Here is a 23,970-nt window from a genome sequence, read left to right as displayed (position 1 = left end):
CCCCGCTGCCCCTCTCCTCGTACCCGTAAGACGTACTGCCCTGGCTCAATCACCGAGCCGGGGCAGTACGTCTTCGCAGAACAGGTGCAGGCTGCGCCAGCCCTCGTCGATCGGCATCCCGCCGGACAGCGGGTGCAGCACGTGGTTGTCGAGACCCTGCGCCACGCACTGGTCGGGGGTCAGGATCCGGTACACGCCCTCCGCGCGCAGTTCCTCGACCGTCGTGGCAGCCGACTTCACCGCCGAGCGGATGTCACCGGACTGCCAGGAGGCGTACGTCCGTGCCTCGTGCAGGAAGTGCCCGCCGTACGCGGCCCACGCCCGGTCCGGGTCCTCGGCGATGTGCAGCAGCGGGGTCTCGGCGGCGGGCATCATGGTCCAGCCCTCGGTGCCGTACTCGACGAGCCGCTCCTTGTAGTACGCCTCCAGCTCGGGGAGGTGCGCGCTGGGAAAGAAGGGGAGCCCGAGCCGGGCGGCGCGCCGGGCCGCCGCCCTGGACGAGCCGCCGACCAGCAGCAGCGGGTGCGGGTCGGAGAAGGGGCGCGGTGTGACCCGTACCGTACGGTCCCGGTAGGTGAACTCCTCGCCGGTCCACGCCTTCAGCACCGTCTCCAGGAGCTCGTCCTGGAGCGCACCGCGCCGCTTCCAGTCGACGTCGAACAGGGCGTACTCCTCGGGCCGGTAGCCGATGCCCGCGACGGTGACGAGGCGGCCGCCGCTGAGCAGGTCGAGCACGGAGATGTCCTCGGCGAGGCGCAGTGGATCGTGCAGCGGGCCGATGACCGCGGAGACGGTGACCGCGAGGTGCCGGGTCGCTCCGAAGACCGCGCCCGCGAAGGCGAACGGCGAGGGCAGCCAGTTGTTGGCCACTCCGTGGTGTTCCTCGGTCTGCACGGTGGTGATGCCGCGGTCGTCGGCGTAGGCGGCCATCTCGACGGCCGCCTTGTAGCGGGCGCTCAGCGACGCCGGGGTGGCGGCGGGGTCGACGAGGTTGAAGCGCACGACGGTTACGGGCATGGGAGCCCCCCTTCGGTGTGGAGGGGGACGGTAGCTGACGGTGCATCAGACGGCCATAGTCGCGGACCCTTTCGCGGGCTGCGCCACGGGCGCCACCGCGGGCTTCGGCGGTACCGCGTACGGCAGGAAGGAGACCGCGACGGTCGCCACCCAGCCGAGGCCGTCGCCGACGGGGTTGTTCGACGCCAGCGGTCCCGTGAACCAGTCGGACGTGCTGAACAGCAGGCCCGAGCCGAGCGCGAGCGCCCACGCGGCGACCGCGGCCGGGCTGAAGCCGCCCCGGTACCAGTAGGCGCTGGTGCGCGTGGTGTCGAGCAGGGCCCCGGCGTCGTACTCCGCACGGTGCAGCTGTCCGCGCCGAAGGCGCCGACCCAGGCCGGGAACGCGACCGCGAGCAGCGACAGGAACGCGATGCACGAGCCCATGCAGGGGGTAGCCACCAGCATCAGGACGCCGCCGAGGACCAGTGAGATCACGGCGTTGACCGCGACCGCCCGGTGCCGCGACACCGTGATGCCGAGGGTGTGAGCGGTGAAGTCCGCCGAGTACATCGACATCGCGTTGATCAGCGGCATGCCGACCAGCGCGATGAGCAGGTAGGGCACCGCGATCCACAGCGGCAGGATCGTGCCGACGAAGGAGACCGGGTCGGCGGCCGAGGCCAGGTCCGGCGTCGAGACCGCCATCACCGCGCCCATCAGGATCAGGGGCAGTACGACGGCGCAGGCGCCGGACACCGCATTGCGCACGATCGCCGCCGACGAGGCCGTACGCGGCAGATAGCGCGTGAAGTCCGGCGCCCACGGCGCCCAGCTGATGCCGCCCGCCGCGATCAGTCCGACTCCTGTGATCATCAGGGGTGTCGGGCCGGCGGGCTGCCCGAAGACCCTGCCCCAGTCCGTGTCCGCGACCGGATGGCCGAGGACGAGCACGCAGAAGCCGCCGAAGAGCCACGTCGCCCACGTGCTGCACGTCCGGACGGCGCTGATGCCGAGGCCCGAGATCACGAACGTCCCGACCACGAAGGCCGGCAGCGTCGCGACGATCAGGAACGTGTTGCTCCTGATGCCGAAGAACATGTTCAGGATGGTCAGCAGGGCGTAGGAGCCCGTCACCGTGTTGATCGTCTCCCAGCCCCGGCGGGCGATCCAGATCAGCGCACCCGCAAGGAGATTTCCGCGCTGGCCGAAGACCGCGCGGGACAGGGTCAGGCCCGGAGCGCCGCCCCGCTTGCCCGCGATGCCGACCAGAGCCACCAGGCCGTACGACATGACCGGCGCCGCGAGGCCGACGGCCGGCGCCTGCCAGAAGTCGAGTCCGTGGGAGACGGCCAGGGTCGCGCCCATGGCCTGCGACACGTCGATGTTGGCGGCGAGGGCGTGTCACGGTCCACGGTATGGGCCGTGACACATCCTGGGTACGCTGCGCGCACCCCGACGCACCCCTCGGAAGCGACACTGGGGAGCGTGGTGACTCCGCCTTCAAAGGGTTCCCGCCGACGCATGGCCGGGCGGCGGACCAGCCCGGCCCGCGGGGCACGCGGCCCCACACGGACGACGACTGTCCGGGCGTGAGGTCACGCATACTGGACGCGTTATGGAAACCGTCATCCTTGCTGTAGTCATCGCCGTGGTCGTGATCGGCGCACTCGGCGGGCTCGTCATCGGCAGTCGCCGCAAGAAGTCGCTGCCCCCGGCGCCCCCCACCACGCCCGACATCACCGCCCCTCCGGCCGAGCCGCACATCGGCGACGAGGCCGAGATCCCGCACGACGAAGAGCGCCGGACGATAGAGGAGGTGGATCTCCCGGACGGCTCGGCCGCGCCGGTCGTCGTCGAGGAACCCGAACCCGTTGTCGAAGCTCCCGCGATCGAGATCCCGGAGCCGACCGCGGGGCGCCTGGTGCGCCTGCGCGCCCGCCTCTCGCGCTCGCAGAACGCGCTCGGCAAGGGGCTGCTCACGCTCCTCTCGCGCGAGCACCTCGACGAGGACACCTGGGAGGAGATCGAGGACACGCTGCTGACCGCCGACGTCGGCGTGCAGCCCACCCAGGAGCTGGTCGAGCGGCTGCGCGAGCGCGTGAAGGTGCTCGGCACGCGGACGCCCGACGAACTGCGCACCTTGCTGCGCGAGGAGCTGCTGCAGCTTCTCGTCCCCGAGTTCGACCGTACGGTCAAGACCGACTCGAACCTCGACACCCCGGGCATCGTGATGGTCGTCGGTGTCAACGGCACCGGGAAGACCACCACCACCGGCAAGCTCGCCCGCGTCCTCGTCGCCGACGGCAAGAACGTGGTGCTCGGCGCCGCCGACACCTTCCGTGCCGCCGCCGCCGACCAGCTGCAGACCTGGGGCGAGCGCGTAGGTGCCCGTACCGTGCGGGGCCCCGAGGGCGGTGATCCCGCCTCGATCGCCTTCGACGCGGTCAAGGAGGGCATCGAGGAGGGCGCCGACGCCGTCCTCATCGACACGGCCGGACGACTTCACACCAAGACCGGGCTCATGGACGAGCTCGGCAAGGTCAAGCGTGTCGTCGAGAAGCACGCCCCGCTCGACGAGGTGCTGCTGGTCCTCGACGCCACGACCGGCCAGAACGGTCTGGTGCAGGCCCGCGTCTTCGCCGAGGTCGTCGACATCACCGGCATCGTGCTGACCAAGCTCGACGGCACCGCGAAGGGCGGCATCGTGATCGCGGTCCAGCGCGAGCTGGGGGTGCCGGTCAAGCTGGTGGGTCTGGGCGAGGGCGCGGACGACCTGGCGCCGTTCGAGCCGGAGGCGTTCGTTGACGCCCTTATCGGAGAGTGACCCCCACCTTCCGACGTTGGTAGGTGGTTCTGGAAGCGTCCGCCCCCGAGGTGCAGTCCGGGGGCGGACGCTTCGCTGTGTAGGTCGGTATCGGTATCGGTGTCGTTACGCGCGCGACCGGTGCGCCACGTACGCCAGCGTCCCCAGCAGCAACCGCGCCTGCGGCGGCTTCGTCGCCGAGTCCAGGGCGGGGGAGCGCAGCCAGCGGACCGGACCGAGGCCGGCGCGGTCGGAGGGCGGGGCGGTCACGTACGTACCGGGGCCGAGGCCGTGCAGGTCGAGGGAGGCGTCGTCCCAGCCCATCCGGTAGAGCAGCTCGGGGAGCTCGGCCGCGGCGCCGGGGGCGACGAAGAAGTGGGCGCGGCCGTCCGGGGTCGCGGTGACCGGCCCGGTGGGCAGGCCCATCCGCTCCAGGCGGACGAGCGCGCGGCGCCCGGCGGCCTCGGCGACCTCGATGACGTCGAACGCGCGGCCGACCGGCAGCATCACCGCGGCACCCGGGAACTCGCCCCAGGTCTCGGAGACCTCGCCGAGCGTGGCGCCTGCTTCGAGCACCGGCGCGAAGTCCAGCGGATGCGCCCCCGGCGTGCGGCAGCCGGCCTTGCCGCAGGAGCACGCGCCCGCGGCGGCCCGGGCGCCGGGGACCACGTCCCAGCCCCACAGCCCCGTGAACTCGGCCACCGCGGTGCACTCCGACGAGCGGCCGCGGCGACGGGTGCCGGGCCGGCTTTCGCGCATTCCCCGACTGCTGCCGATCGTGAAGCCCATGCCCCCTCCAACGGGTCCAACGCGTCGACGGTTACGCCTTGAACGCGGAACATCACTCAGTGTGTTCCCGTCCCCGGATGTCACGTGGCTGGCGACGCGATCCCGGCGGCGCCCGGAAGCGTCCCGGGTGGTGTACCCGGCGGCGTGCGCCCCCGAATGCATCGTTTCGCCACTTCTGGCTGTCCTATGTCAAGTGAATCGCGTACAGGCGATCAGGAGTTCATTCGAAGGGGTGGCGAATGGTGGCGTTTCCGGGATCGCCATGGCTGGACGCGTGATCGTAGGATTACTTTGAGTGCACGAGTCCTGGGGACGTATGCACTCGTGGGTATGCCGGAGGCAAGTCGGCTTCCCGTTCGAAGGGTGAGAACTGCCGGACGTGCGGCCGTATTTACCGGCATTCTGATAGGGCTTGGCGCACGCAGCGTACAAGTGGTCTCAGGGTTGGGGGCGTTCCAGTGGGCGGCAACGGCGGAAGCGGTACGAACGCTGACAAGCGCCCGAATGAGCTGTTGGGCTCGTGGTTCGTGCGCAGTGGCTGGTCGAAGGGCGAGCTGGCGCGGCAAGTGAACCGAAGAGCCCGCCAGTTGGGGGCCAATCACATCTCCACGGACACCTCACGGGTGCGCCGCTGGCTGGACGGCGAGAATCCGCGCGAGCCGATTCCGCGGATCCTGTCCGAGCTGTTCTCCGAGCGGTTCGGCTGTGTGGTCGCCGTCGAGGACCTCGGCCTGCGTGCCGCCCACCAGTCACCGTCCGTTTCGGGTGTCGACCTGCCCTGGACCGGCCCGCAGACCGTGGCGCTGATCAGCGAGTACTCGCGCAGTGACCTGATGCTGGCGCGGCGTGGCTTCCTCGGCAGCTCGCTGGCCCTCGCCGCGGGCCCCGCCCTCATCGAGCCCATGCAGCGCTGGCTGGTGCCCTCGCCCGCCGCGCCCCAGGAGGAGCCCGAGTCCCCGGCCGCCGCGCGCCGCCCCGGCCGGCTCTCCCAGCCCGAGCTGGACCTGCTGGAGTCCACCACGGTGATGTTCCGCCAGTGGGACGCCCAGTGCGGCGGCGGTCTGCGCCGCAAGGCGGTCGTCGGCCAGCTGCACGAGGTGACCGACCTGCTCCAGGAGCCGCAGCCCGGGGCGACCAGCAAACGCCTGTTCATGGTCGCCGCCGAGCTGGCCGAGCTGGCGGGCTGGATGAGCTATGACGTGGGGCTGCAACCCACCGCGCAGAAGTACTTCGTGCTCGCCCTGCACGCCGCCAAGGAGGCGGGCGACAAGCCGCTGGGCTCGTACATCCTCTCCAGCATGAGTCGCCAGATGATCCACCTCGGCCGGCCCGACGACGCGCTCGAACTCATCCATTTGGCGCAGTACGGAAGCCGTGACTGCGCGAGCCCGCGCACCCAGGCCATGCTGTATGCGATGGAGGCCCGCGCCTACGCGAACATGGGCCAGCCCGGAAAGTGCAAGCGGGCCGTCCGGATGGCCGAGGACAGCTTCGAGGACGTTCACGAGTGGGACGACCCGGACCCCGACTGGATCCGCTTCTTCTCGCTGGCCGAGCTGCACGGCGAGAACTCGCACTCCTACCGCGATCTGGCCTACGTCGCGGGCCGCAGCCCCACGTACGCCTCGCTCGCCGAACCCCTGATGCAGCAGGCCGTCGACCTCTTCGCCAAGGACGGCGAGCACCAGCGTTCGTACGCACTCAATCTCATCGGCATGGCCACGGTGCACCTGCTGCGGCGCGAGCCCGAGCAGAGTGCGGTATTGGCCAAGGACGCGATGGCGATCGCCAAGAAGGTGCGCTCCGAGCGCGTGAACACTCGTATCCGAAAGACGGTCGACACGGCCGTCCGCGACTTCGGTGACCTCGCTGAGGTCGTGGACCTCAGCGAGCAGCTCGCCGTCGACCTTCCCGAGACCGCGGAAGCGGTCTGAGCCCGGGCCGCGGAAGCGGTCCGATCCCAGTACCCCGGCCACGGCCGGTCGTCCCGAACCGCCCGACTCGGCTCCCCCATGCCAGGTCATCGGACGACCAGCCGTGGCCGGTTCGTTTGCCTTCTGGGAAGGTTGCGCCACGATAACGATCGCTCCGCCCGGTATCAGTCAGTTCATGGAGGCGTAACACACGAGGTGCCTTCGTCACTACGGCGAAACATCGAGGGGCGTCTACGGAAACCGCGCTGCGTCAATCTCATGGCGCATAACCGGCCCACCCCTCATGACCGCTCAGGCTTCGCCCGCACGGGGCCGTACCAACGACGAGGAGACGCCGATGGCACCAGCCATCACGCTAGCCGCAGAAGCTCCCAAGCTCTCGGCCGCCAACACCGGGTTCATGCTCATCGCTTCCGCCCTGGTGCTGATCATGACCCCCGGCCTCGCCTTCTTCTACGGAGGCATGGTCCGTGTCAAGAGCACCCTGAACATGCTGATGATGAGTTTCATCAGCATGGGGATCATCACGATCCTGTGGGTGCTGTACGGCTTCTCGCTCGCCTTCGGCACGGACAAGGGTTCGTTCATCGGCTGGACCTCGGACTGGGTCGGCCTGAGCAACATCGGCCTGACGGAGCTGTGGCCGGGCTACACCATCCCGATCTTCGTCTTCATGGTCTTCCAGCTGATGTTCGCCATCATCACGCCCGCGCTGATAAGCGGTGCGCTGGCGGACCGGGTGAAGTTCACGGCGTGGGCGCTGTTCATCACGCTGTGGGCCACGGTCGTCTACTTCCCGGTCGCGCACTGGGTCTGGGGCACCGGCGGCTGGGCGTTCGACCTCGGCGTGATCGACTTCGCCGGTGGTACGGCGGTCCACATCAACGCGGGTGCCGCGGCGCTCGGCGTGATCCTGGTCATCGGCAAGCGCGTCGGCTTCAAGAAGGACCCGATGCGTCCGCACAGCCTCCCGCTGGTGATGCTCGGCTCCGGTCTGCTGTGGTTCGGCTGGTTCGGATTCAACGCCGGTTCGTGGCTCGGCAACGACGACGGCGTCGGCGCGCTGATGTTCGTCAACACGCAGATCGCCACCGCCGCCGCCATGCTGGCCTGGCTCATCTACGAGAAGATCCGCCACGGCGCGTTCACCACGCTGGGCGCCGCCTCCGGCGCGGTCGCCGGTCTGGTCGCCATCACCCCGTCGGGTGGCGCGGTCTCCCCGCTCGGCGCGATCGCCGTCGGAGCCATCGCCGGTGTCGTGTGCGCCATGGCCGTCGGCCTCAAGTACAAGTTCGGCTACGACGACTCCCTCGACGTGGTCGGCGTGCACCTCGTCGGCGGTGTCATCGGCTCGCTGCTGATCGGCTTCTTCGCCAGCGGCAAGGGCCAGTCCACCGTCGAGGGCCTCTTCTACGGCGGCGGTCTCACCCAGTTCTGGAAGCAGTGCGCCGGTGTCTTCGCCGTCCTCGGCTACTCCCTGGTCGTCTCCGCGATCCTCGCCTTCATCATCGACAAGACGATGGGCATGCGGGTCACCGAGGACGAGGAGATCGCCGGCATCGACCAGGCCGAGCACGCCGAGACCGCATACGACTTCAGCGGAGCGGGCGGCGGCATCGTCGGCGGCTCGGTTTCCGCCCTCGCGGGTACGCAGAGCAAGAAGGTGGACGCATGAAGCTCATCACCGCCGTCGTGAAGCCCCACCGGCTCGACGAGATCAAGGAGGCCCTCCAGGCCTTCGGGGTGCACGGTCTCACGGTCACGGAGGCCAGCGGCTACGGTCGGCAGCGGGGACACACCGAGGTCTACCGTGGTGCCGAGTACACCGTCGACCTGGTCCCCAAGATTCGCATCGAGGTGCTGGCCGAGGACGACGACGCTGAACAGCTGATCGATGTCGTCGTGAAGGCGGCACGCACCGGCAAGATCGGTGACGGCAAGGTGTGGTCCATCCCGGTCGAGACGGCCGTCCGGGTCCGGACCGGCGAGCGCGGCCCGGACGCGCTCTAAACAGAAGATCAGAACAGGAGCCACTGGGTGACGAGTGCGGAGATGCGTACGGAAGCAGAGGACTCGGGACCCAGCGGCTACGCGGCGGCCCGGCTGCGCCTCCTCCAGGAGGGGGCGCAGTCCGGGCCGCCGCGCCGTGCCGCCCTCGCCGAACTCACGGACGAATGGCTGACCGGCCTGTTCGGTGCGGGTGCCGAGGGACTGCGCGGCGTCTCGCTCGTCGCCGTCGGCGGCTACGGCCGCGGAGAACTCTCGCCACGCAGCGATCTCGACCTGCTGCTCCTGCACGACGGCGCCGACGCCGGCACGGTCGCCGCGCTCGCCGACCGCATCTGGTACCCGATCTGGGACCTGGGCCTGGCCCTCGACCACTCGGTGCGTACGCCGGGGGAGGCACGCAAGACCGCGGGCGCGGACCTGAAGGTGCAGCTCGGCCTGCTGGACGCCCGCCACATCGCGGGCGACCTCGGCCTCACCGCCGGATTGCGTACGGCCGTCCTCGCCGACTGGCGCAACCTCGCGCCGAAACGCCTCCCCGAACTCCAGGAGCTGTGCGCCGAGCGCGCCGAGCGCCAGGGCGAGCTGCAGTACCTCCTGGAACCGGACCTGAAGGAGGCTCGCGGCGGCCTGCGCGACGCCACCGCCCTGCGGGCCGTCGCCGCCTCCTGGCTCGCTGACGCGCCCCGTGAGGGCCTCGCGGACGCCCGCCGCAGGCTCCTGGACGTCCGCGACGCCCTCCACCTCACCACCGGCCGCGCCACCGACCGCCTCGCGCTCCAGGAGCAGGACCAGGTCGCCGCCGAACTCGGACTCCTGGACGCCGACACCCTGCTGCGCCAGGTGTACGAGGCCGCGCGCGTCGTGTCGTACGCCAGTGACGTCACCTGGCGCGAAGTGGGACGCGTGCTCAAGTCGCGCGCTGTGCGGCCACGGCTGCGCGCCATGCTCGGCGGCGGTGCCAAGCCCGCGGTGGAGCGCTCACCGCTCGCCGAGGGTGTGGTCGAGATGGACGGCGAGGTGGTACTCGCCCGCGCCGCGCGCCCCGAGCGCGACCCCGTACTCCCGCTGCGTGCCGCGGCTGCCGCCGCACAGGCAGGGCTCCCGCTCTCCCTGCACGCCGTACGGCGCATGGCCGCCGTCGCACGCCCACTGCCCACTCCCTGGCCCGCCGAGGCCCGGGAACAGCTCGTCACGCTGCTCGGCTCGGGCCGCCCGACCATCGAGGTCTGGGAGGCACTGGAGGCCGAGGGTCTGATCACCCGGCTCCTGCCCGACTGGGAGCGGGTGCGCTGCCGCCCGCAGCGCAACGCCGTGCACATCTGGACCGTCGACCGCCACCTCATCGAGACGGCCGTCCGCGCCTCCGAACTGGCCCGTCGCGTGGGCCGCCCCGACCTCCTCCTCGTCTCCGCTCTGCTGCACGACATCGGCAAGGGCTGGCCCGGCGACCACTCCGTGGCCGGCGAGATCATCGCCCGGGACGTGGCCGCCCGCATCGGCTTCGACCGCGCCGACGTGGCGGTGCTCGCCACCCTCGTACGCCACCACCTGCTGCTCATCGACACCGCGACCCGACGCGACCTGGAGGACCCGGCGACCGTCCGCTCGGTCGCCGAGGCCGTCGGATCGCAGGGCACCCTCGAACTGCTGCACGCCCTCACCGAAGCGGACGCGCTGGCCACGGGGCCCGCGGCCTGGTCCTCCTGGCGCGGATCCCTCGTCGCCGACCTGGTCAAACGGGTCGCCGCCGTGCTCGCCGGAGGCGCCCCCGAGGAACCCGAGGCCGCCGCGCCCACGGCCGAGCAGGAGCGGCTCGCCATCGAGGCGTTCCGCACCGGCGGCCCCGTACTGGCACTGCGCGCGCAGACCGAACCGCCCACCGAGGAGGAGCCCACCGGCGATCCCGAGCCCCTGGGCGTGGAACTGCTCATCGCCGTGCCCGACCAGCCCGGAGTGCTCCCCGCGGTCGCCGGTGTCCTCGCGATGCACCGACTGACCGTGCGCACGGCCGAGCTGCGCGCCCTGGACCTGCCCGACGGCGTCGAGGGCTCGGTGCTGCTGCTCAACTGGCGGGTCGCCGCCGAGTACGGCTCTCTGCCGCAGGCCGCCCGGCTGCGCGCCGACCTCGTGCGCGCCCTGGACGGCTCCCTGGACATCACGGCCCGGCTCGCCGAGCGCGACGCCGCCTATCCGCGCCGCCGGGGCACGATCGCGCCGCCGCCCCGGGTGACGGTCGCCTCCGCCGCCTCCCGCCACGCGACGGTCATCGAGGTCCGCGCCCACGATGCTCCCGGCCTGCTGCACCGCATCGGGCGGGCCCTGGAGGACGCGAGCGTATGGGTACGCAGCATGCATGTCTCCACCCTCGGCGCCAACGCCGTGGACGCCTTCTACGTGACCGGCCCCAAGGGCGCGCCCCTGCCCGCGGAGGAGGCGGTTTCGGTGGCGCGTGGGCTGGAGGAGATGCTGCGGGGATGACCTCGTGGCAGATGGGGCGGGAGTGACCTCGCGGTCCTGTCTCCGTCCATCGAACGTGGTCCCTGTCGGGTATTCACACCGGGCAGGGGACACCAACCCTTTTCGGGCAGATACCCTGGAGGGCAACCCAAACCGCCCCCGACTCCGAGGACCGACGCCACCGTGTTCGATACCCTCTCAGACCGCCTGAGCGCGACTTTCAAAAACCTCCGCGGGAAAGGCCGGCTCTCCGAGGCGGACATCGACGCCACGGCCCGCGAGATCCGTATCGCGCTCCTCGAAGCCGATGTGGCCCTGCCGGTCGTGCGGACCTTCATCAAGAACGTCAAGGAGCGCGCCCTCGGCTCCGAGGTCTCCAAGGCGCTGAACCCGGCCCAGCAGGTCCTGAAGATCGTGAACGATGAGCTCGTCACGATCCTCGGCGGCGAGACCCGCCGCCTGCGGTTCGCCAAGAACCCGCCCACCGTGATCATGCTCGCGGGTCTTCAGGGTGCCGGTAAGACCACGCTCGCCGGAAAGCTCGGCAAGCACCTCAAGGACCAGGGCCACTCTCCGCTCCTCGTGGCCGCCGACCTCCAGCGCCCCAACGCCGTGAACCAGCTCAGCGTCGTCGCCGAGCGCGCCGGTGTGGCCGTCTACGCCCCCGAGCCGGGCAACGGCGTCGGTGACCCGGTCAAGGTCGCCAAGGACTCCATGGAGTTCGCGAAGACCAAGGTCCACGACATCGTGATCGTGGACACCGCCGGTCGCCTCGGCATCGACCAGGAGATGATGCAGCAGGCCGCGGACATCCGCGACGTCGTCTCGCCGGACGAGATCCTCTTCGTCGTCGACGCGATGATCGGCCAGGACGCGGTCAACACCGCCGAGGCCTTCCGCGACGGCGTCGGCTTCGACGGCGTCGTCCTGTCGAAGCTCGACGGTGACGCCCGCGGTGGTGCCGCGCTCTCCATCGCCTCGGTCACCGGCAAGCCGATCATGTTCGCGTCGAACGGCGAGAAGCTCGACGACTTCGACGCCTTCCACCCGGACCGGATGGCCTCCCGCATCCTCGACATGGGTGACCTGCTCACCCTGATCGAGCAGGCGGAGAAGACGTTCAGCCAAGAAGAGGCCGAGAAGATGGCCTCCAAGCTGGCGTCCAAGAAGGGCCAGGACTTCACCCTGGACGACTTCCTGGCCCAGATGGAGCAGGTCAGGAAGATGGGCAGCATCAGCAAGCTGCTCGGCATGCTCCCGGGCATGGGCCAGATCAAGGACCAGATCAACAACCTCGACGAGCGCGACGTCGACCGCACGGCCGCCATCATCAAGTCGATGACGCCGGGCGAGCGCCAGGAGCCGACGATCATCAACGGCTCGCGCCGCGCCCGTATCGCCAAGGGCTCGGGTGTCGAGGTCAGCGCGGTCAAGAACCTGGTCGAGCGCTTCTTCGAGGCCCGCAAGATGATGTCTCGCATGGCCCAGGGCGGCGGCATGCCCGGAATGCCCGGGATCCCGGGCATGGGTGGCGGCCCCGGCCGGGCCAAGAAGAAGCAGAAGGCGGCCAAGGGCAAGCAGCGCTCCGGCAACCCGATGAAGCGCAAGCAGCAGGAGGAAGAGGCCGCGGCCCGCCGTGAGGCCGGTGCCCAGCCAGGCGGCGCCTTCGGCCTGCCGGCCGGGCAGCAGGCTCAGGACTTCGAGCTGCCGGACGAGTTCAAGAAGTTCATGGGCTGACGGTTCCTTTCCGTACGGGTTTTTCATACGGGTTTCCTGTACGGGAATCCCGTACAGGTTCTTCCGTACGGGGGTCGTTCTCGTACCTCACTGGGGGCACCCCTCTTCGGAGGGGTGCCCCCAGCGGCCTTTTCTGCGCATGCTGGCGAGTATTTCGTGTCGTAACGTCCTGATATGAGCAACCCTGTGCCGCCGCGCAAGGACCCCGACCAGCCGTGGCGTACCGAGGGAACGCCACCGGACTCGACCGGTCCGCCCTCCGGGAGAAGGAAGATGCCCGGCGGCTGGATCGGCCTCGTCGTCGCCGTCCTGGTCGTGTTCGTGATCGCCCTCCTGGTGCTGTCCTTCTTCAACGAGGGCACCGAGCCGACGATCTCCTACACGGAGTTCAGCAAGCAGGTCGGCAACGACAACATCACCAAGATCTACTCCAAGGGCGACGCGATCCAGGGCCAGCTCAAGACCGCCCAGGCCAATCCGGACGGCGGCGGGAAGTACACCAAGTTCAAGACCCAGCGCCCGTCCTTCGCGGACGACAAGCTGTGGCAGAACCTGGAGACACACCACGTCACGGTGACCGCCTCACCGGTGGTCCAGCAGCGCAGCTTCCTGTCCAACCTGCTGATCTCCCTGGCCCCGATCGTGCTCCTGGTACTGCTGTGGATGTTCTTCGCCCGGCGGCTGCGGACGGGCCTCGGCGGCCCGGGCGGCATGCTCGGCCGCAAGGCACCCCCGAAACCGGTCGAACTACAGCCGGGCGCCCAGCGCACGACCTTCTCCGACGTGGCCGGAATCGACGAGGTCGAAGGCGAACTGAACGACGTCGTCGACTTCCTCAAGAATCCGGACGCGTACCGCAGGATGGGCGCGAAGATGCCGCGAGGTGTCCTCCTCGCGGGTGCGCCCGGCACCGGAAAGACCCTGCTCGCACGGGCCGTGGCGGGGGAGGCGGGCGTCCCGTTCTTCTCGGCCTCGGCATCCGAGTTCATCGAGATGATCGTGGGTGTGGGCGCGTCCCGGGTCCGCGAACTCTTCGCCGAGGCCCGAAAAGTGGCCCCTTCGATCATCTTCATCGACGAGATCGACACCATCGGGCGGTCCCGGGCCGGCGGCTCGGCGATGGGCGGCCACGACGAGCGCGAGCAGACCCTGAACCAGATCCTCACCGAGATGGACGGCTTCTCGGGCTCCGAGGGCGTCATCGTCATCGCGGCGACGAACCGCGCGGACATCCTGGACCCGGCGCTGACCCGGCCCGGCCGCTTCGACCGGGTCGTCAACGTCTCGCCCCCCGACCGCCGTGGCCGTGAGGCGATCCTGCGGATCCACACCCGCGAGATCCCGCTGTCCCCGGAGGTGGACCTGGCCCGGGTGGCCCGTACGACGCCGGGCATGACCGGTGCGGATCTGGCCAACCTCGCCAACGAGGCGGCGCTGCTCGCCGTCAAGCGCAAGAAGGACCAGGTGACACCCTCGGACCTCTCCGAGGCGCTGGAGAAGGTCCAGCTGGGTGCGGAACGCTCCCTGGTGATGCCCTACGAGGAACGCCGCAGGACCGCGTACCACGAGAGCGGCCACGCCCTCCTGGGCATGCTGCAGCCGGGCGCCGACCCGGTTCGCAAGATCACCATCGTCCCGCGCGGGCGAGCGCTGGGCGTCACGCTCTCGACGCCGGACGCGGACCGGTACGCGTACACCGAGGAGTACCTGCGCGGTCGCATCATCGGAGCCCTGGGGGGCATGGCCGCCGAACACGTCGTCTACGGAGTCGTCACGACCGGCTCCGAGAACGACCTCGAACAGGTCACCAACGTCGTTCGTGGCATGGTCGCCCGCTGGGGCATGAGCGAACGGGTCGGCCGCCTCTCCGCCCTCCCGAACGACGCCCAGCAGGCCTACGGCCTCGCCGCCGCGCCGGCCACCCTCGACTCCATCGACCACGAGATGCGGCGCATCGTCGACGAGTGCTACGAGGAGGCGTGCCAGAAGCTCCGCGACCACCGGGACCAACTGAACGCCCTCGCGGAGGCCCTCCTCGCGAACGAGACGCTGGAGGAGGCACAGGCATACCGGATCGCGGGAGTGACGCGCGTGAAGAAGGAGGAGGTGTGAGCCAGTTCCCCGCGTTCCTCTTCAGAGGCGCGGGGAACTGCGCGTATTTCGGCGGAGGTCTTTTGGCAGAGCCCCCAGGGATGGGACGGGCCGGGGTGGCGGAGGCGTAGACCCTGCGACTTCAGCCCGTGCGTGCGATCAGGTACCGGAAGATGTTCGGCATCCACACCGTGCCGTCCCCGCGCTGATACGGATGCAGCGCCTCCGTCAGCTCCTTGCCCACCTGCACCACATCCGTCGCACCGACCGCCGCGTCGAACAGCCCGGTCGACAACAGCCCCCGCACCGCGCTCTCCACGTCCGCGTACCCGAAGGGACACGCCACCCGCCCGGACCCGTCCGGCCGGAGCCCGGCCCGCTGGGCCACCTCCTCCAGGTCGTCCCGGCGAGGAGCCTGCCCGCACCCCTCGCCCGGCAGCACCGCGGACGTGGCACACCGCTCCGGCGGCCCCCATCCGACCAGCACCACGGCCGCCCCCCGCTCGGCGAGCGGAGTCGCCGCCGACAGCAGTTCCCCGAGTTCCTCGGCGTCCCCCGGCGCGCACCCGATCGGCTCGAACGCGGTCACCAGCGTGTACGCGGCCGCCGTCGGGTCGACGAGGTCCGAGGGGGACCCCTCCGCGATCCGGGCGTCGGCACGCGCGCGTGTGCCCCACCCGTCCGGCAGCAACCGCTCTCGCGCGAGGGTCACCCGTTCGGGCGAAGAGGAGTCGACGCCGGTCACCGCCGCTCCCCGGGAGGCCGCCATCAGAAGGGCCAGCCCCGTACCGCAGCGCAGGCCGAGGACCCGCGTCCCGGCGCCCACTTCGAGCCGCTCGTAGACGGCTTCGTAGAGCGGCACCAGCATCCGCTCCTGGATCTCGGCCCAGTCACGCGCGCGTGCACACGGATCCACCCGGGGCGGCGCAGCCGCGTGAGGTAGGTGATGCCGCACGAGCGTAGGTGTCATCGAAAGCGCCCCAATCCGCCGAGAGTTGCCGCTGCGCCCCGTTTCCCTTGCCCCCGTGCAGTGCGCTCGCTCTTCCCCCGTATGTCAGGTAACTCCCCACTCGTCGCGCCGTCCAGGGGTTGTGGCGCGCTGCTTGCGCGCTGTCCGCGCGCGGCACAAGAATTCACATGTCGGCAACGTGTGCCCGTACCATCGCGCCATGGCAAAGGCACCCGTTCTCACGCCCCGGGCGGACGACTTCCCGCGCTGGTACCAGGATCTGATCGCCAAGGCCGAACTGGCCGACAACGGACCGGTGCGCGGCTCCATGGTCATCCGGCCGTACGGGTACGGGCTGTGGGAGCGGATGCAGGCGGAGATGGACGCCCGCATCAAGGAGACGGGCACCCAGAACGCGTACTTCCCGTTGCTGATCCCGCAGTCGTACCTCACCAAGGAGGCCGACCACGTCGAGGGCTTCGCACCGGAGCTCGCGGTGGTCACACACGGCGGCGGCAAGGAACTCGAGGAGCCCGCGGTCGTCCGGCCCACCTCCGAGATGATCATCAACGACTACTTCTCGAAATGGGTGCAGAGCTACCGCGACCTGCCGCTGCTGATCAACCAGTGGGCGAACGTGGTCCGTTGGGAGCTGCGGCCCCGCCTCTTCCTGCGTACGTCCGAATTCCTCTGGCAGGAGGGCCACACCGCGCACGCCACGTACGAGGACGCCCGCGACTTCGCCGCGCACATCCACCGCCAGGTGTACGAGGACTTCATGCTGAACGTCCTCGGCATGGATGTCGTCCCCGGCCGCAAGACCGTCAAGGAGCGCTTCGCGGGTGCCATCAACACCCTCACGCTCGAAGGCATGATGGGCGACGGCAAGGCCCTCCAGATGGCCACGAGCCACGAGCTGGGCCAGAACTTCGCCAAGGCCTTCAACACCCAGTACCTGTCGAAGGAAGGCAAGCAGGAGCTGGTCTGGCAGACCTCCTGGGGCTCGACGACCCGCATGATCGGCGCCCTGGTGATGATGCACGGCGACGACAACGGACTGCGCGTCCCGCCGCGGCTCGCCCAGATCCAGGCCGTCGTCCTCGCGATCAAGGGTGACGAGGCGGTTCTGGCCAAGGTCCGCGAAATCGGTGACCGGTTGAAGGCGGCGGGTGTACGCGTCCACGTGGACGACCGCACCGACGTCCCGTTCGGGCGGCGCGCCGTCGACTGGGAGCTCAAGGGAGTCCCCGTCCGTGTCGAGGTCGGTCCCCGTGACCTGGAGAACGGCACCGCGATGCTGGCCCGCCGTATCCCCGGCGGCAAGGAGCCGGTCGCCATCGACGCTCTGGTGGAACTGCTCCCCACCGTCCTCGAAGAGGACCAGGCGCTGCTTCTGAAGCAGTCGCGTGAGCGCAGGGAGTCCCGCACCGCGGAGGTGTCGACGATCCAGGAGGCCGTCGAGACGGCCGCAGCCGGCGGCTGGGCGCGCATTCCGTGGGCCGACCTCGGAGAAGAGGGCGAGGCCGAGCTCGCCGAGCACTCCGTGACCGTACGGTGTCTGGTCACCGAGGACGGGTCGGTGCCCGACGCCGACGACGCACCCGGTAACGTCGCGGTCGTCGCGCGCGCTTACTGAGTAGGCCCGCAGCGAGGCCGAAACGCCTCTTGCGCATCTGATGACCACAGGGGCCTCGGCGCGCGGACACCGTCTACGCGCCGGGGCGTACGCGCTACTACGTACCGGCTTGGTGTGAGCTGTGAGGCTTCTCCGCAGATCAGCGCACCCGCCCTCGTCCGGACGCATCAGCGGCAACTGACGGGTACGTGCAAATTATTTGGGATGGCCCGGAATAGGAACACAGAGGCCCCCCGGCTCGTTGTCATTACGTGAGCACGACACCACCTGTTCTCGCCGCAGAGCTGGCAGGGGCGTGGGCCGACATTCAGCGGCACCACCCCGAACTGCCCGATCTTGCCGCGCCAGAGTCCCTGATCGGAGAGTCGTCGTCCGCCTGCGGGCACGAACTCTCCTTCGAACGACTGCTGCATGAGGCAGTCCATGGCATCGCCGCCGCCCGCGGAGTCCGCGACACTTCGCGCGCCGGCCGGTACCACAACCGCAGATTCCTCGCCATCGCCGAAGAGCTGGGCCTCGACCACCCGGAAGAGCCGCACCCCAGCAGTGGCTTCTCCCTGGTCACGCTCAACCCCGAGGCGAAGCGGCGCTACCGCCCGACGATCGAGCGGCTGCAACGCGCCCTCAAGGCACACACCGCCGCGACCGCCGCGGACACGGCCCGCTCGTTCCGGGGCCCGGCCGCCCGGCACGGCTCCTCCGGGGGAGGTGTCCGCGTCAAGGCGGTGTGCGACTGCGGCCGCAACGTACGGGTGGTCCCGTCCGTACTGGCGCAGGCGCCGATCGTGTGCGGAGGATGCGGGAAGCCGTTCCGTATCCCCGAGGTCGTGGGCGCCGCGGCGAGCTGAGCGGACGGCTGCTCGTGGCAGCCGTACTCAGTCGGAGTCAGCCCCGCGCGGCGGCACCCGGTCCGAGCCGGGCGCGCTGCCGATCTCGGCCGTGGCCCCCGGTGCCGGGCATCCGGCGCCGGGGGTCACGGCACGCTGCCCCGTGAAGGCGCCCCGCCAGGGTGTGGCACAATGGCTAGCTGTACTCGACAGCCGCACAGGACCCCTCTCTCCTCCGGCTGACGCGTCCATCGGGCACTCGGGTACCGCAACCCCACGCGGCCATCTCGCCGTGCCCAACCACGTCAAGACCAGGAGACACCACTTCCGTGGCAGTCAAGATCAAGCTGAAGCGTCTGGGCAAGATCCGTTCGCCTCACTACCGCATCGTCGTCGCCGACTCCCGTACCCGCCGTGATGGTCGGGCCATCGAGGAGATCGGTCTGTACCACCCGGTGCAGAACCCCTCGCGCATCGAGGTCGACTCGGACCGTGCGCAGTACTGGCTGGGTGTCGGCGCGCAGCCGACCGAGCCCGTTCTCGCCATCCTGAAGCTGACCGGCGACTGGCAGAAGTTCAAGGGCGAGCCCGCCCCTGCTCCGCTGCTCGTGGCCGAGCCGAAGGCGACGCGCCCGTCGTTCGACGCCCTGGGCGGCGACGACGAGGGCAAGGGTGAGGCCATCACCCAGAAGAAGAAGGCTGAGAAGAAGGACGAGGCCCCGGCCGCGTCTTCTTCGTCTGAGTCGACCGAGGCCTGAGCATGCTCGAGGAGGCTCTCGAGCACCTCGTGAAGGGCATTGTCGACAACCCCGACGATGTGCAGGTCGCCTCGCGCGACCTGCGCCGTGGGCGCGTTCTCGAGGTCCGGGTGCACCCCGACGACCTCGGCAAGGTGATCGGCCGCAACGGCCGTACCGCCCGCGCTCTGCGGACCGTCGTGGGTGCCATCGGCGGCCGAGGTGTCCGCGTCGACCTCGTCGACGTGGACCACGTCCGCTGACGTAACAGGCAGCACCGGCTCGGGCCGGGGAGGGCTTTCGAGCCGTCCCCGGCCCGTAGTCGTCCCCGAACCCATGCCGTAGGCACATCGACAGGAGATCAAGCACAGTGCAGCTGGTAGTCGCTCGCGTCGGCCGCGCCCACGGCATCAAGGGTGAGGTCACCGTGGAGGTCCGTACGGACGAGCCGGAACTCAGGCTCGGGCCCGGCGCCGTCCTGCTCACCGATCCGGCCTCCACCGGACCGCTGACCATCGAGACAGGCCGGGTGCACAGCGGTCGTCTGCTGCTGCGCTTCGCGGGCGTACGCGACCGGAACGCCGCCGAGGCGCTGCGCAACACCCTCCTGATCGCCGAGGTGGACCCGGACGAGCAGCCCGAGGACCCGGACGAGTACTACGACCACCAGCTGATGGACCTGGACGTGGTCACCAAGGACGGGACGGAGGTCGGACGGATCACGGAGATCTCCCATCTGCCCTCGCAGGACCTGTTCGTGGTCGAACGGCCCGACGGGAGTGAGGTCATGATCCCGTTCGTCGAGGAGATCGTCACCGAGATCGACCTGGAGGAGCAGCGGGCCGTCATCGACCCGCCGCCGGGCCTGATCGACGACGACCAGGCGGAAATCGTCTCCTCCAGGGACACGGAAAACGCCTCCGCCAAGGACGACGAGGACTCCTCGGGGGCCGACGCCTGATGCGGCTCGACGTCGTCACGATCTTCCCCGAGTACCTGGAACCCCTCAACGTCTCGCTCGTCGGCAAGGCACGCGCGCGTGGGCAGTTGAATGTGCACGTACACGACCTTCGGGAGTGGACGTACGACCGTCACAACACGGTCGACGACACCCCGTACGGCGGCGGCCCCGGCATGGTCATGAAGACCGGGCCCTGGGGCGACGCCCTGGACTCCGTCCTGGCCGACGGCTACGAGACCGGCTCCCACGGACCCGTCCTGGTCGTGCCCACGCCGAGCGGACGCCCGTTCACCCAGGAACTCGCCGTCGAGCTCTCCGAGCGCCCCTGGCTGGTCTTCACGCCCGCCCGCTACGAGGGCATCGACCGCAGGGTCATCGACGAATACGCGACCCGGATGCCTGTCTACGAGGTGTCCATCGGCGACTATGTACTCGCCGGCGGAGAGGCGGCCGTACTCGTCGTCACGGAGGCCGTGGCGCGGCTGCTGCCTGGTGTGCTCGGCAACGCCGAGTCCCACCGGGACGACTCGTTCGCCCCCGGCGCCATGGCCAACCTCCTGGAGGGGCCGGTCTACACCAAGCCCCCGGCGTGGCGCGGCCGAGAGATCCCCGACGTGCTGGTCAGCGGTCACCACGGGAAGATCGCCCGCTGGCGCCGCGACGAGGCCCTGCGCCGTACGGCGGCGAACCGGCCCGACCTCATCGAGCGCTGTGACCCTTCCGTCTTCGACAAGAAGGACCGCGAAATGCTCTCGATCCTGGGCTGGCAGCCGGAACCCGACGGTCGATTTTGGCGCAGGCCAGAGGCCGTGGAAGAATAGGCCGCTGTTGTCTGCGTAGACCGGGCGCCCCTGCCACAGGGGGACACGACGCCCGTCCCGACGCGGCGGCACCCTCTTGGAAAACTAGCTCCCGTTGATGACCTGTGGCATCAGCGAAGAAAGCAGACGAAATGTCTCACCTGCTCGACTCCGTCGACAGCGCGTCGCTGCGCAGCGACATCCCGGCATTCCGCCCGGGTGACACCGTCAACGTCCACGTCCGCGTCATCGAGGGCAACCGCTCCCGTGTGCAGCAGTTCAAGGGCGTAGTCATCCGCCGCCAGGGCGCCGGTGTCCGCGAGACCTTCACGGTCCGCAAGGTCTCCTTCTCGGTCGGCGTCGAGCGTACCTTCCCGGTGCACACCCCGATCGTCGAGAAGATCGAGCTCGTCACCCGTGGTGACGTGCGTCGCGCGAAGCTGTACTACCTGCGTGACCTGCGCGGCAAGGCCGCCAAGATCAAGGAGAAGCGCGACAACTGAGCTCGCGAAGGGGTTCACATGGACGCCGGATAACATCTGGCTCCGATGGACACCGAAGCACAGCACACGGAGCGCGACCGCTCCTCCCGCCCCACCGAATCCGAGGACCTCTCGGATGCCGAGGGGCCGGAGGGACGGTCGCGTTTCGCGTTGGTGGACCGGGCCGCCGACTGGCTCCCAGGCGGGCGGATCACTCTGACCGTGCTGGTCTGTCTGCTGTTCCTGGTGCTGTTCAGCAACTTCGTGATGCAGCCGTTCGAGATTCCCAGCAGCTCGATGGAGCGCGGATTGAGGATCGGAGACCGCGTTCTCGTAAATAAGTTGGCGTACCGTTTCGGTGCTGAGCCGCGGCGGGGCGATGTCGTCGTGTTCGACGGCACCGGGTATTTCGGGAACGCCGACTACGTCAAACGCGTCGTCGGTGTGGGGGGAGACCACGTGGTCTGCTGCGACAAGGAGGGGAGGCTCGAGGTGAACGGCCGGTCGGTCGACGAGTCGACGTTTCTGTACCCGGGGGACAGCCCGTCCGACGTCTCCTTCGACGTCGTGGTGCCCACCGGCAGCCTGTTCCTCCTCGGAGACCACCGCAGCGACTCCAGCGACTCCCGCGACCACCTGGGGTCTCCCGGCGGCGGCATGATTCCCGTCGGTGATGTGATCGGCAGGGCCGACTGGATCGCCTGGCCCGCGGACCACTGGACCCGGCTGCAGCGTGCCGCCGCCTACGCGCGTGTGCCCACCGCGGACGGTGTCCATGGGTAACCGCGGCAGGCCACGTGGGGTCTCCGACCACGCCGCCGACAACCTGCTGCCCACCGGCACCCGGCGCGCCGCCGCCCGGCCCGGCCGTGCCGAGCGCCGCAAGCTCCAGCGCAAGGTCAAGCGGCGCCGCCGGCGCTCCGCGATCAAGGAGATACCCCTCCTCGTGGGCGTCGCGGTGCTCATAGCCCTGGTCCTCAAGACCTTCCTCGTCCAGGCCTTCGTGATCCCGTCGGGCTCCATGGAGAACACGATCCAGATCGGCGACCGTGTGCTCGTCGACAAGTTCACGCCATGGTTCGGCTCCAAGCCCCAGCGCGGCGACGTCGTCGTCTTCAAGGACCCCGGCAACTGGCTGGCCGGGGAGAAGACCACCAAGAAGAACGACCCCGTCGTCGTCAAGCAGGTCAAAGAGGGCCTGACGGCCATCGGTCTGCTGCCCTCCGACAACGACAAGGACCTCATCAAGCGGGTCGTCGCGGTCGGCGGCGACACCGTGAAGTGCTGCGACACCCAAGGGCGCGTGACCGTCAACGGCATGCCGCTCAACGAGCCGTACATCCAAGCAGGGAACAAGCCGTCGGACTTCCCCTTCGAAGAAACTGTGCCCAAGGGCCGTCTCTGGGTGATGGGCGACCATCGGGCCAACTCGGCCGATTCCCGCTACCACCGCACCGAGAAATACGGCGGTACCGTCTCCGAGAGTTCGGTCGTCGGCAGAGCCATGGTCATCGCCTGGCCCTTCGGGCACTGGACCCGTCTGAAGGAACCGGACACGTTCGCGTCCGTACCGAGCGGGTCGGCAACCGCCCTCGGCCCGTCGCATAGGGTGGCGTCCGCGGATCTCAATCGATTGATCCCGCTCCCGAGCCCTGCGGAACTCCCGCTCGTTATGGGAGTGGTGGGCCTGCGCCGGATCCGGCGCAGGCGGCGGCACGGAGTGAGGAGTGGATGTGGGGGATTTGGCGGTCGGCGCACGATCCGGACACGATGGCCCCGAGGAGCAGCCGGAGCGACCCGACGGATCGGCCACCCCGGCCACGAACGATGTCACGGGCTCCGGGAGTGACTCCGGGGACGGCGGCGGCGGTACGAAGGAGCAGGGCGAGCAGGAGCCGAAGCCCAAGAAGCCACGTTCCTTCTGGAAGGAACTCCCGCTCCTCATCGGTATCGCGCTCGTTCTCGCGCTGCTGATCAAGACCTTCCTGGTCCAGGCGTTCTCGATTCCCTCGGACTCGATGCAGAACACCCTCCAGCAGGGCGACCGGGTCCTGGTCGACAAGCTCACCCCGTGGTTCGGTTCGGAGCCCTCGCGCGGCGAGGTTGTCGTCTTCCACGACCCCGACAACTGGCTGGCGGGCGAGCCCACGCCCAACCCGAACGCCGTGCAGACGTTCCTCAGCAAGATCGGCCTGATGCCGTCCGCCAACGAGAAGGACCTCATCAAGCGGGTCATCGGCGTCGCCGGTGACACGATCGAGTGCAAGGGCACCGGCCCGCTGACGGTCAACGGCAAGGCACTGAACGAGGACTCGTACGTCTACGCCGGGAACACCCCGTGCAGCGTCGACGACCAGGGCGGCCAGTTCAAGGTGACGGTACCCAAGGGCAAAATCTGGGTCATGGGTGACCACCGGCAGAACTCGCTGGACTCGCGCTATCACCAGCAGGACGATCACCAGGGCTTCGTGCCGGTGGGCAATGTCGTCGGCCGCGCCATCGTGATCGCCTGGCCGCCCACCCGCTGGGACACGCTGCCGATTCCCGACACCTTCGACCAGAACCTCAGCGCGGCCGCCCCGGGCGCGCTCGGGCTCGCCGGCGCGGTGCCGCTGGTGCTGTGGCGCAGGCGTCGCCTTACCGCCGGAAACCCGAGGGTTTCTGGTCGGGGTACCGCCGGGTAGGGTGCCGTCCCAGATCGCCGATCTTCCGCGGCCCGCAGGTGGGGCCGTGGGATCGATTCTCCGAGTTGGGGAGCA

Annotated in this window: 20 protein-coding genes and 1 pseudogene; 17 read left to right on the top strand and 4 right to left on the bottom strand. The window is 69.6% G+C overall.

The window, feature by feature from the left end; translation table 11 throughout:
* Positions 1-45 precede the first annotated feature (45 nt).
* Both ACIRA5_RS23795 and ACIRA5_RS23790 read right to left on the bottom strand, forming a co-directional pair.
* On the bottom strand, positions 46-1,017 hold the full coding sequence (locus tag ACIRA5_RS23795) for an LLM class flavin-dependent oxidoreductase (protein WP_403693553.1): 972 nt from the start codon (positions 1,015-1,017) through the stop codon (positions 46-48).
* Between the two features lie 45 nt (positions 1,018-1,062).
* Positions 1,063-2,393: pseudogene (locus tag ACIRA5_RS23790) on the bottom strand (cytosine permease); the annotation flags it as partial.
* Positions 2,394-2,613: 220 nt separating this feature from the next.
* Between ACIRA5_RS23790 and ftsY the strand changes: the two are divergent.
* Entirely contained in the window at positions 2,614-3,822 is a 1,209-nt protein-coding gene (ftsY, locus tag ACIRA5_RS23785) for a signal recognition particle-docking protein FtsY (RefSeq protein ID WP_403693551.1), read from the top strand.
* A 105-nt stretch (positions 3,823-3,927) separates the two neighbouring features.
* On the opposite strand, the gene ACIRA5_RS23780 is transcribed toward ftsY, so the two are convergent.
* Positions 3,928-4,590, bottom strand: coding sequence for a bifunctional DNA primase/polymerase (locus tag ACIRA5_RS23780; protein ID WP_403693550.1), 663 nt, complete (start codon positions 4,588-4,590; stop codon positions 3,928-3,930).
* A 458-nt stretch (positions 4,591-5,048) separates the two neighbouring features.
* Here ACIRA5_RS23780 and ACIRA5_RS23775 point away from each other — a divergent pair, with 458 nt between their 5' ends.
* The 6 genes from ACIRA5_RS23775 to ftsH all read left to right on the top strand — a co-directional run bounded on the left by ACIRA5_RS23775 (position 5,049) and on the right by ftsH (position 14,840).
* Entirely contained in the window at positions 5,049-6,524 is a 1,476-nt protein-coding gene (locus tag ACIRA5_RS23775) for a hypothetical protein (protein ID WP_403693549.1), read from the top strand.
* A 337-nt stretch (positions 6,525-6,861) separates the two neighbouring features.
* The gene (locus tag ACIRA5_RS23770; protein ID WP_403693547.1) at positions 6,862-8,199 is read left to right on the top strand and encodes an ammonium transporter; all 1,338 of its coding nucleotides are present in this window, start codon (positions 6,862-6,864) and stop codon (positions 8,197-8,199) included.
* Positions 8,196-8,534, top strand: a complete 339-nt coding sequence (locus tag ACIRA5_RS23765; protein WP_054235369.1) for a P-II family nitrogen regulator — start codon at positions 8,196-8,198, stop codon at positions 8,532-8,534. Before ACIRA5_RS23770 ends, ACIRA5_RS23765 begins: the two co-directional genes overlap by 4 nt.
* 42 nt (positions 8,535-8,576) lie before the next feature.
* Positions 8,577-11,012 carry a [protein-PII] uridylyltransferase gene (locus tag ACIRA5_RS23760; RefSeq protein ID WP_403693866.1) on the top strand — a complete coding sequence of 812 codons (2,436 nt, stop codon included), beginning with the start codon at positions 8,577-8,579 and terminating at the stop codon, positions 11,010-11,012.
* Between the two features lie 162 nt (positions 11,013-11,174).
* Positions 11,175-12,728 carry a signal recognition particle protein gene (gene ffh, locus ACIRA5_RS23755; RefSeq protein ID WP_403693545.1) on the top strand — a complete coding sequence of 518 codons (1,554 nt, stop codon included), beginning with the start codon at positions 11,175-11,177 and terminating at the stop codon, positions 12,726-12,728.
* 174 nt (positions 12,729-12,902) lie between these two features.
* Positions 12,903-14,840: an ATP-dependent zinc metalloprotease FtsH gene (gene ftsH / locus ACIRA5_RS23750; protein ID WP_403693543.1), complete on the top strand. Its 1,938-nt coding sequence runs from the start codon at positions 12,903-12,905 to the stop codon at positions 14,838-14,840.
* A 121-nt stretch (positions 14,841-14,961) separates the two neighbouring features.
* Here the strand turns inward: ftsH and ACIRA5_RS23745 are convergent, their stop codons facing one another.
* Positions 14,962-15,789 (bottom strand): class I SAM-dependent methyltransferase, encoded by an 828-nt coding sequence (locus tag ACIRA5_RS23745; protein WP_403693541.1) that lies wholly within the window; start codon positions 15,787-15,789, stop codon positions 14,962-14,964.
* Between the two features lie 199 nt (positions 15,790-15,988).
* Between ACIRA5_RS23745 and proS the strand changes: the two genes are divergently transcribed.
* The 10 genes from proS to lepB (ACIRA5_RS23695) all read left to right on the top strand — a co-directional run bounded on the left by proS (position 15,989) and on the right by lepB (ACIRA5_RS23695) (position 23,895).
* Complete coding sequence (proS, locus tag ACIRA5_RS23740) at positions 15,989-17,404, top strand: proline--tRNA ligase (RefSeq protein ID WP_403693539.1); 1,416 nt, start codon at positions 15,989-15,991, stop codon at positions 17,402-17,404.
* Positions 17,405-17,655: 251 nt separating this feature from the next.
* Positions 17,656-18,252: a hypothetical protein gene (locus ACIRA5_RS23735; RefSeq protein ID WP_054235363.1), complete on the top strand. Its 597-nt coding sequence runs from the start codon at positions 17,656-17,658 to the stop codon at positions 18,250-18,252.
* A gap of 308 nt (positions 18,253-18,560) precedes the next feature.
* Positions 18,561-18,989 carry a 30S ribosomal protein S16 gene (rpsP, locus tag ACIRA5_RS23730; protein WP_060901212.1) on the top strand — a complete coding sequence of 143 codons (429 nt, stop codon included), beginning with the start codon at positions 18,561-18,563 and terminating at the stop codon, positions 18,987-18,989.
* A 2-nt stretch (positions 18,990-18,991) separates the two neighbouring features.
* Positions 18,992-19,231, top strand: a complete 240-nt coding sequence (locus ACIRA5_RS23725) for an RNA-binding protein (protein WP_005479813.1) — start codon at positions 18,992-18,994, stop codon at positions 19,229-19,231.
* Between the two features lie 107 nt (positions 19,232-19,338).
* Positions 19,339-19,929 (top strand): ribosome maturation factor RimM, encoded by a 591-nt coding sequence (gene rimM, locus ACIRA5_RS23720; protein WP_403693537.1) that lies wholly within the window; start codon positions 19,339-19,341, stop codon positions 19,927-19,929.
* Positions 19,929-20,750 (top strand): tRNA (guanosine(37)-N1)-methyltransferase TrmD, encoded by an 822-nt coding sequence (gene trmD, locus ACIRA5_RS23715; RefSeq protein ID WP_403693535.1) that lies wholly within the window; start codon positions 19,929-19,931, stop codon positions 20,748-20,750. The genes rimM and trmD overlap by 1 nt, the downstream gene beginning before the upstream one ends.
* A gap of 131 nt (positions 20,751-20,881) precedes the next feature.
* A complete protein-coding gene (gene rplS, locus ACIRA5_RS23710) occupies positions 20,882-21,232 on the top strand; it encodes a 50S ribosomal protein L19 (RefSeq protein WP_054235359.1) in 351 nt (116 codons plus the stop codon).
* Positions 21,233-21,277: 45 nt separating this feature from the next.
* Positions 21,278-21,994, top strand: a complete 717-nt coding sequence (gene lepB, locus ACIRA5_RS23705) for a signal peptidase I (RefSeq protein WP_403693534.1) — start codon at positions 21,278-21,280, stop codon at positions 21,992-21,994.
* Complete coding sequence (gene lepB, locus ACIRA5_RS23700) at positions 21,987-23,060, top strand: signal peptidase I (protein WP_403693533.1); 1,074 nt, start codon at positions 21,987-21,989, stop codon at positions 23,058-23,060. The genes lepB (ACIRA5_RS23705) and lepB (ACIRA5_RS23700) overlap by 8 nt, the downstream gene beginning before the upstream one ends.
* Positions 22,945-23,895, top strand: a complete 951-nt coding sequence (gene lepB / locus ACIRA5_RS23695; RefSeq protein WP_403693532.1) for a signal peptidase I — start codon at positions 22,945-22,947, stop codon at positions 23,893-23,895. Before lepB (ACIRA5_RS23700) ends, lepB (ACIRA5_RS23695) begins: the two co-directional genes overlap by 116 nt.
* Positions 23,896-23,970 lie beyond the last annotated feature (75 nt).

The sequence above is a fragment of the Streptomyces sp. NPDC096311 genome (genome assembly GCF_044763085.1).
GTDB lineage: Bacteria > Actinomycetota > Actinomycetes > Streptomycetales > Streptomycetaceae > Streptomyces.
The sequence above is the reverse complement of the archived record's forward strand: the minus strand, read 5'-3'. Positions and strand labels throughout refer to the sequence as shown.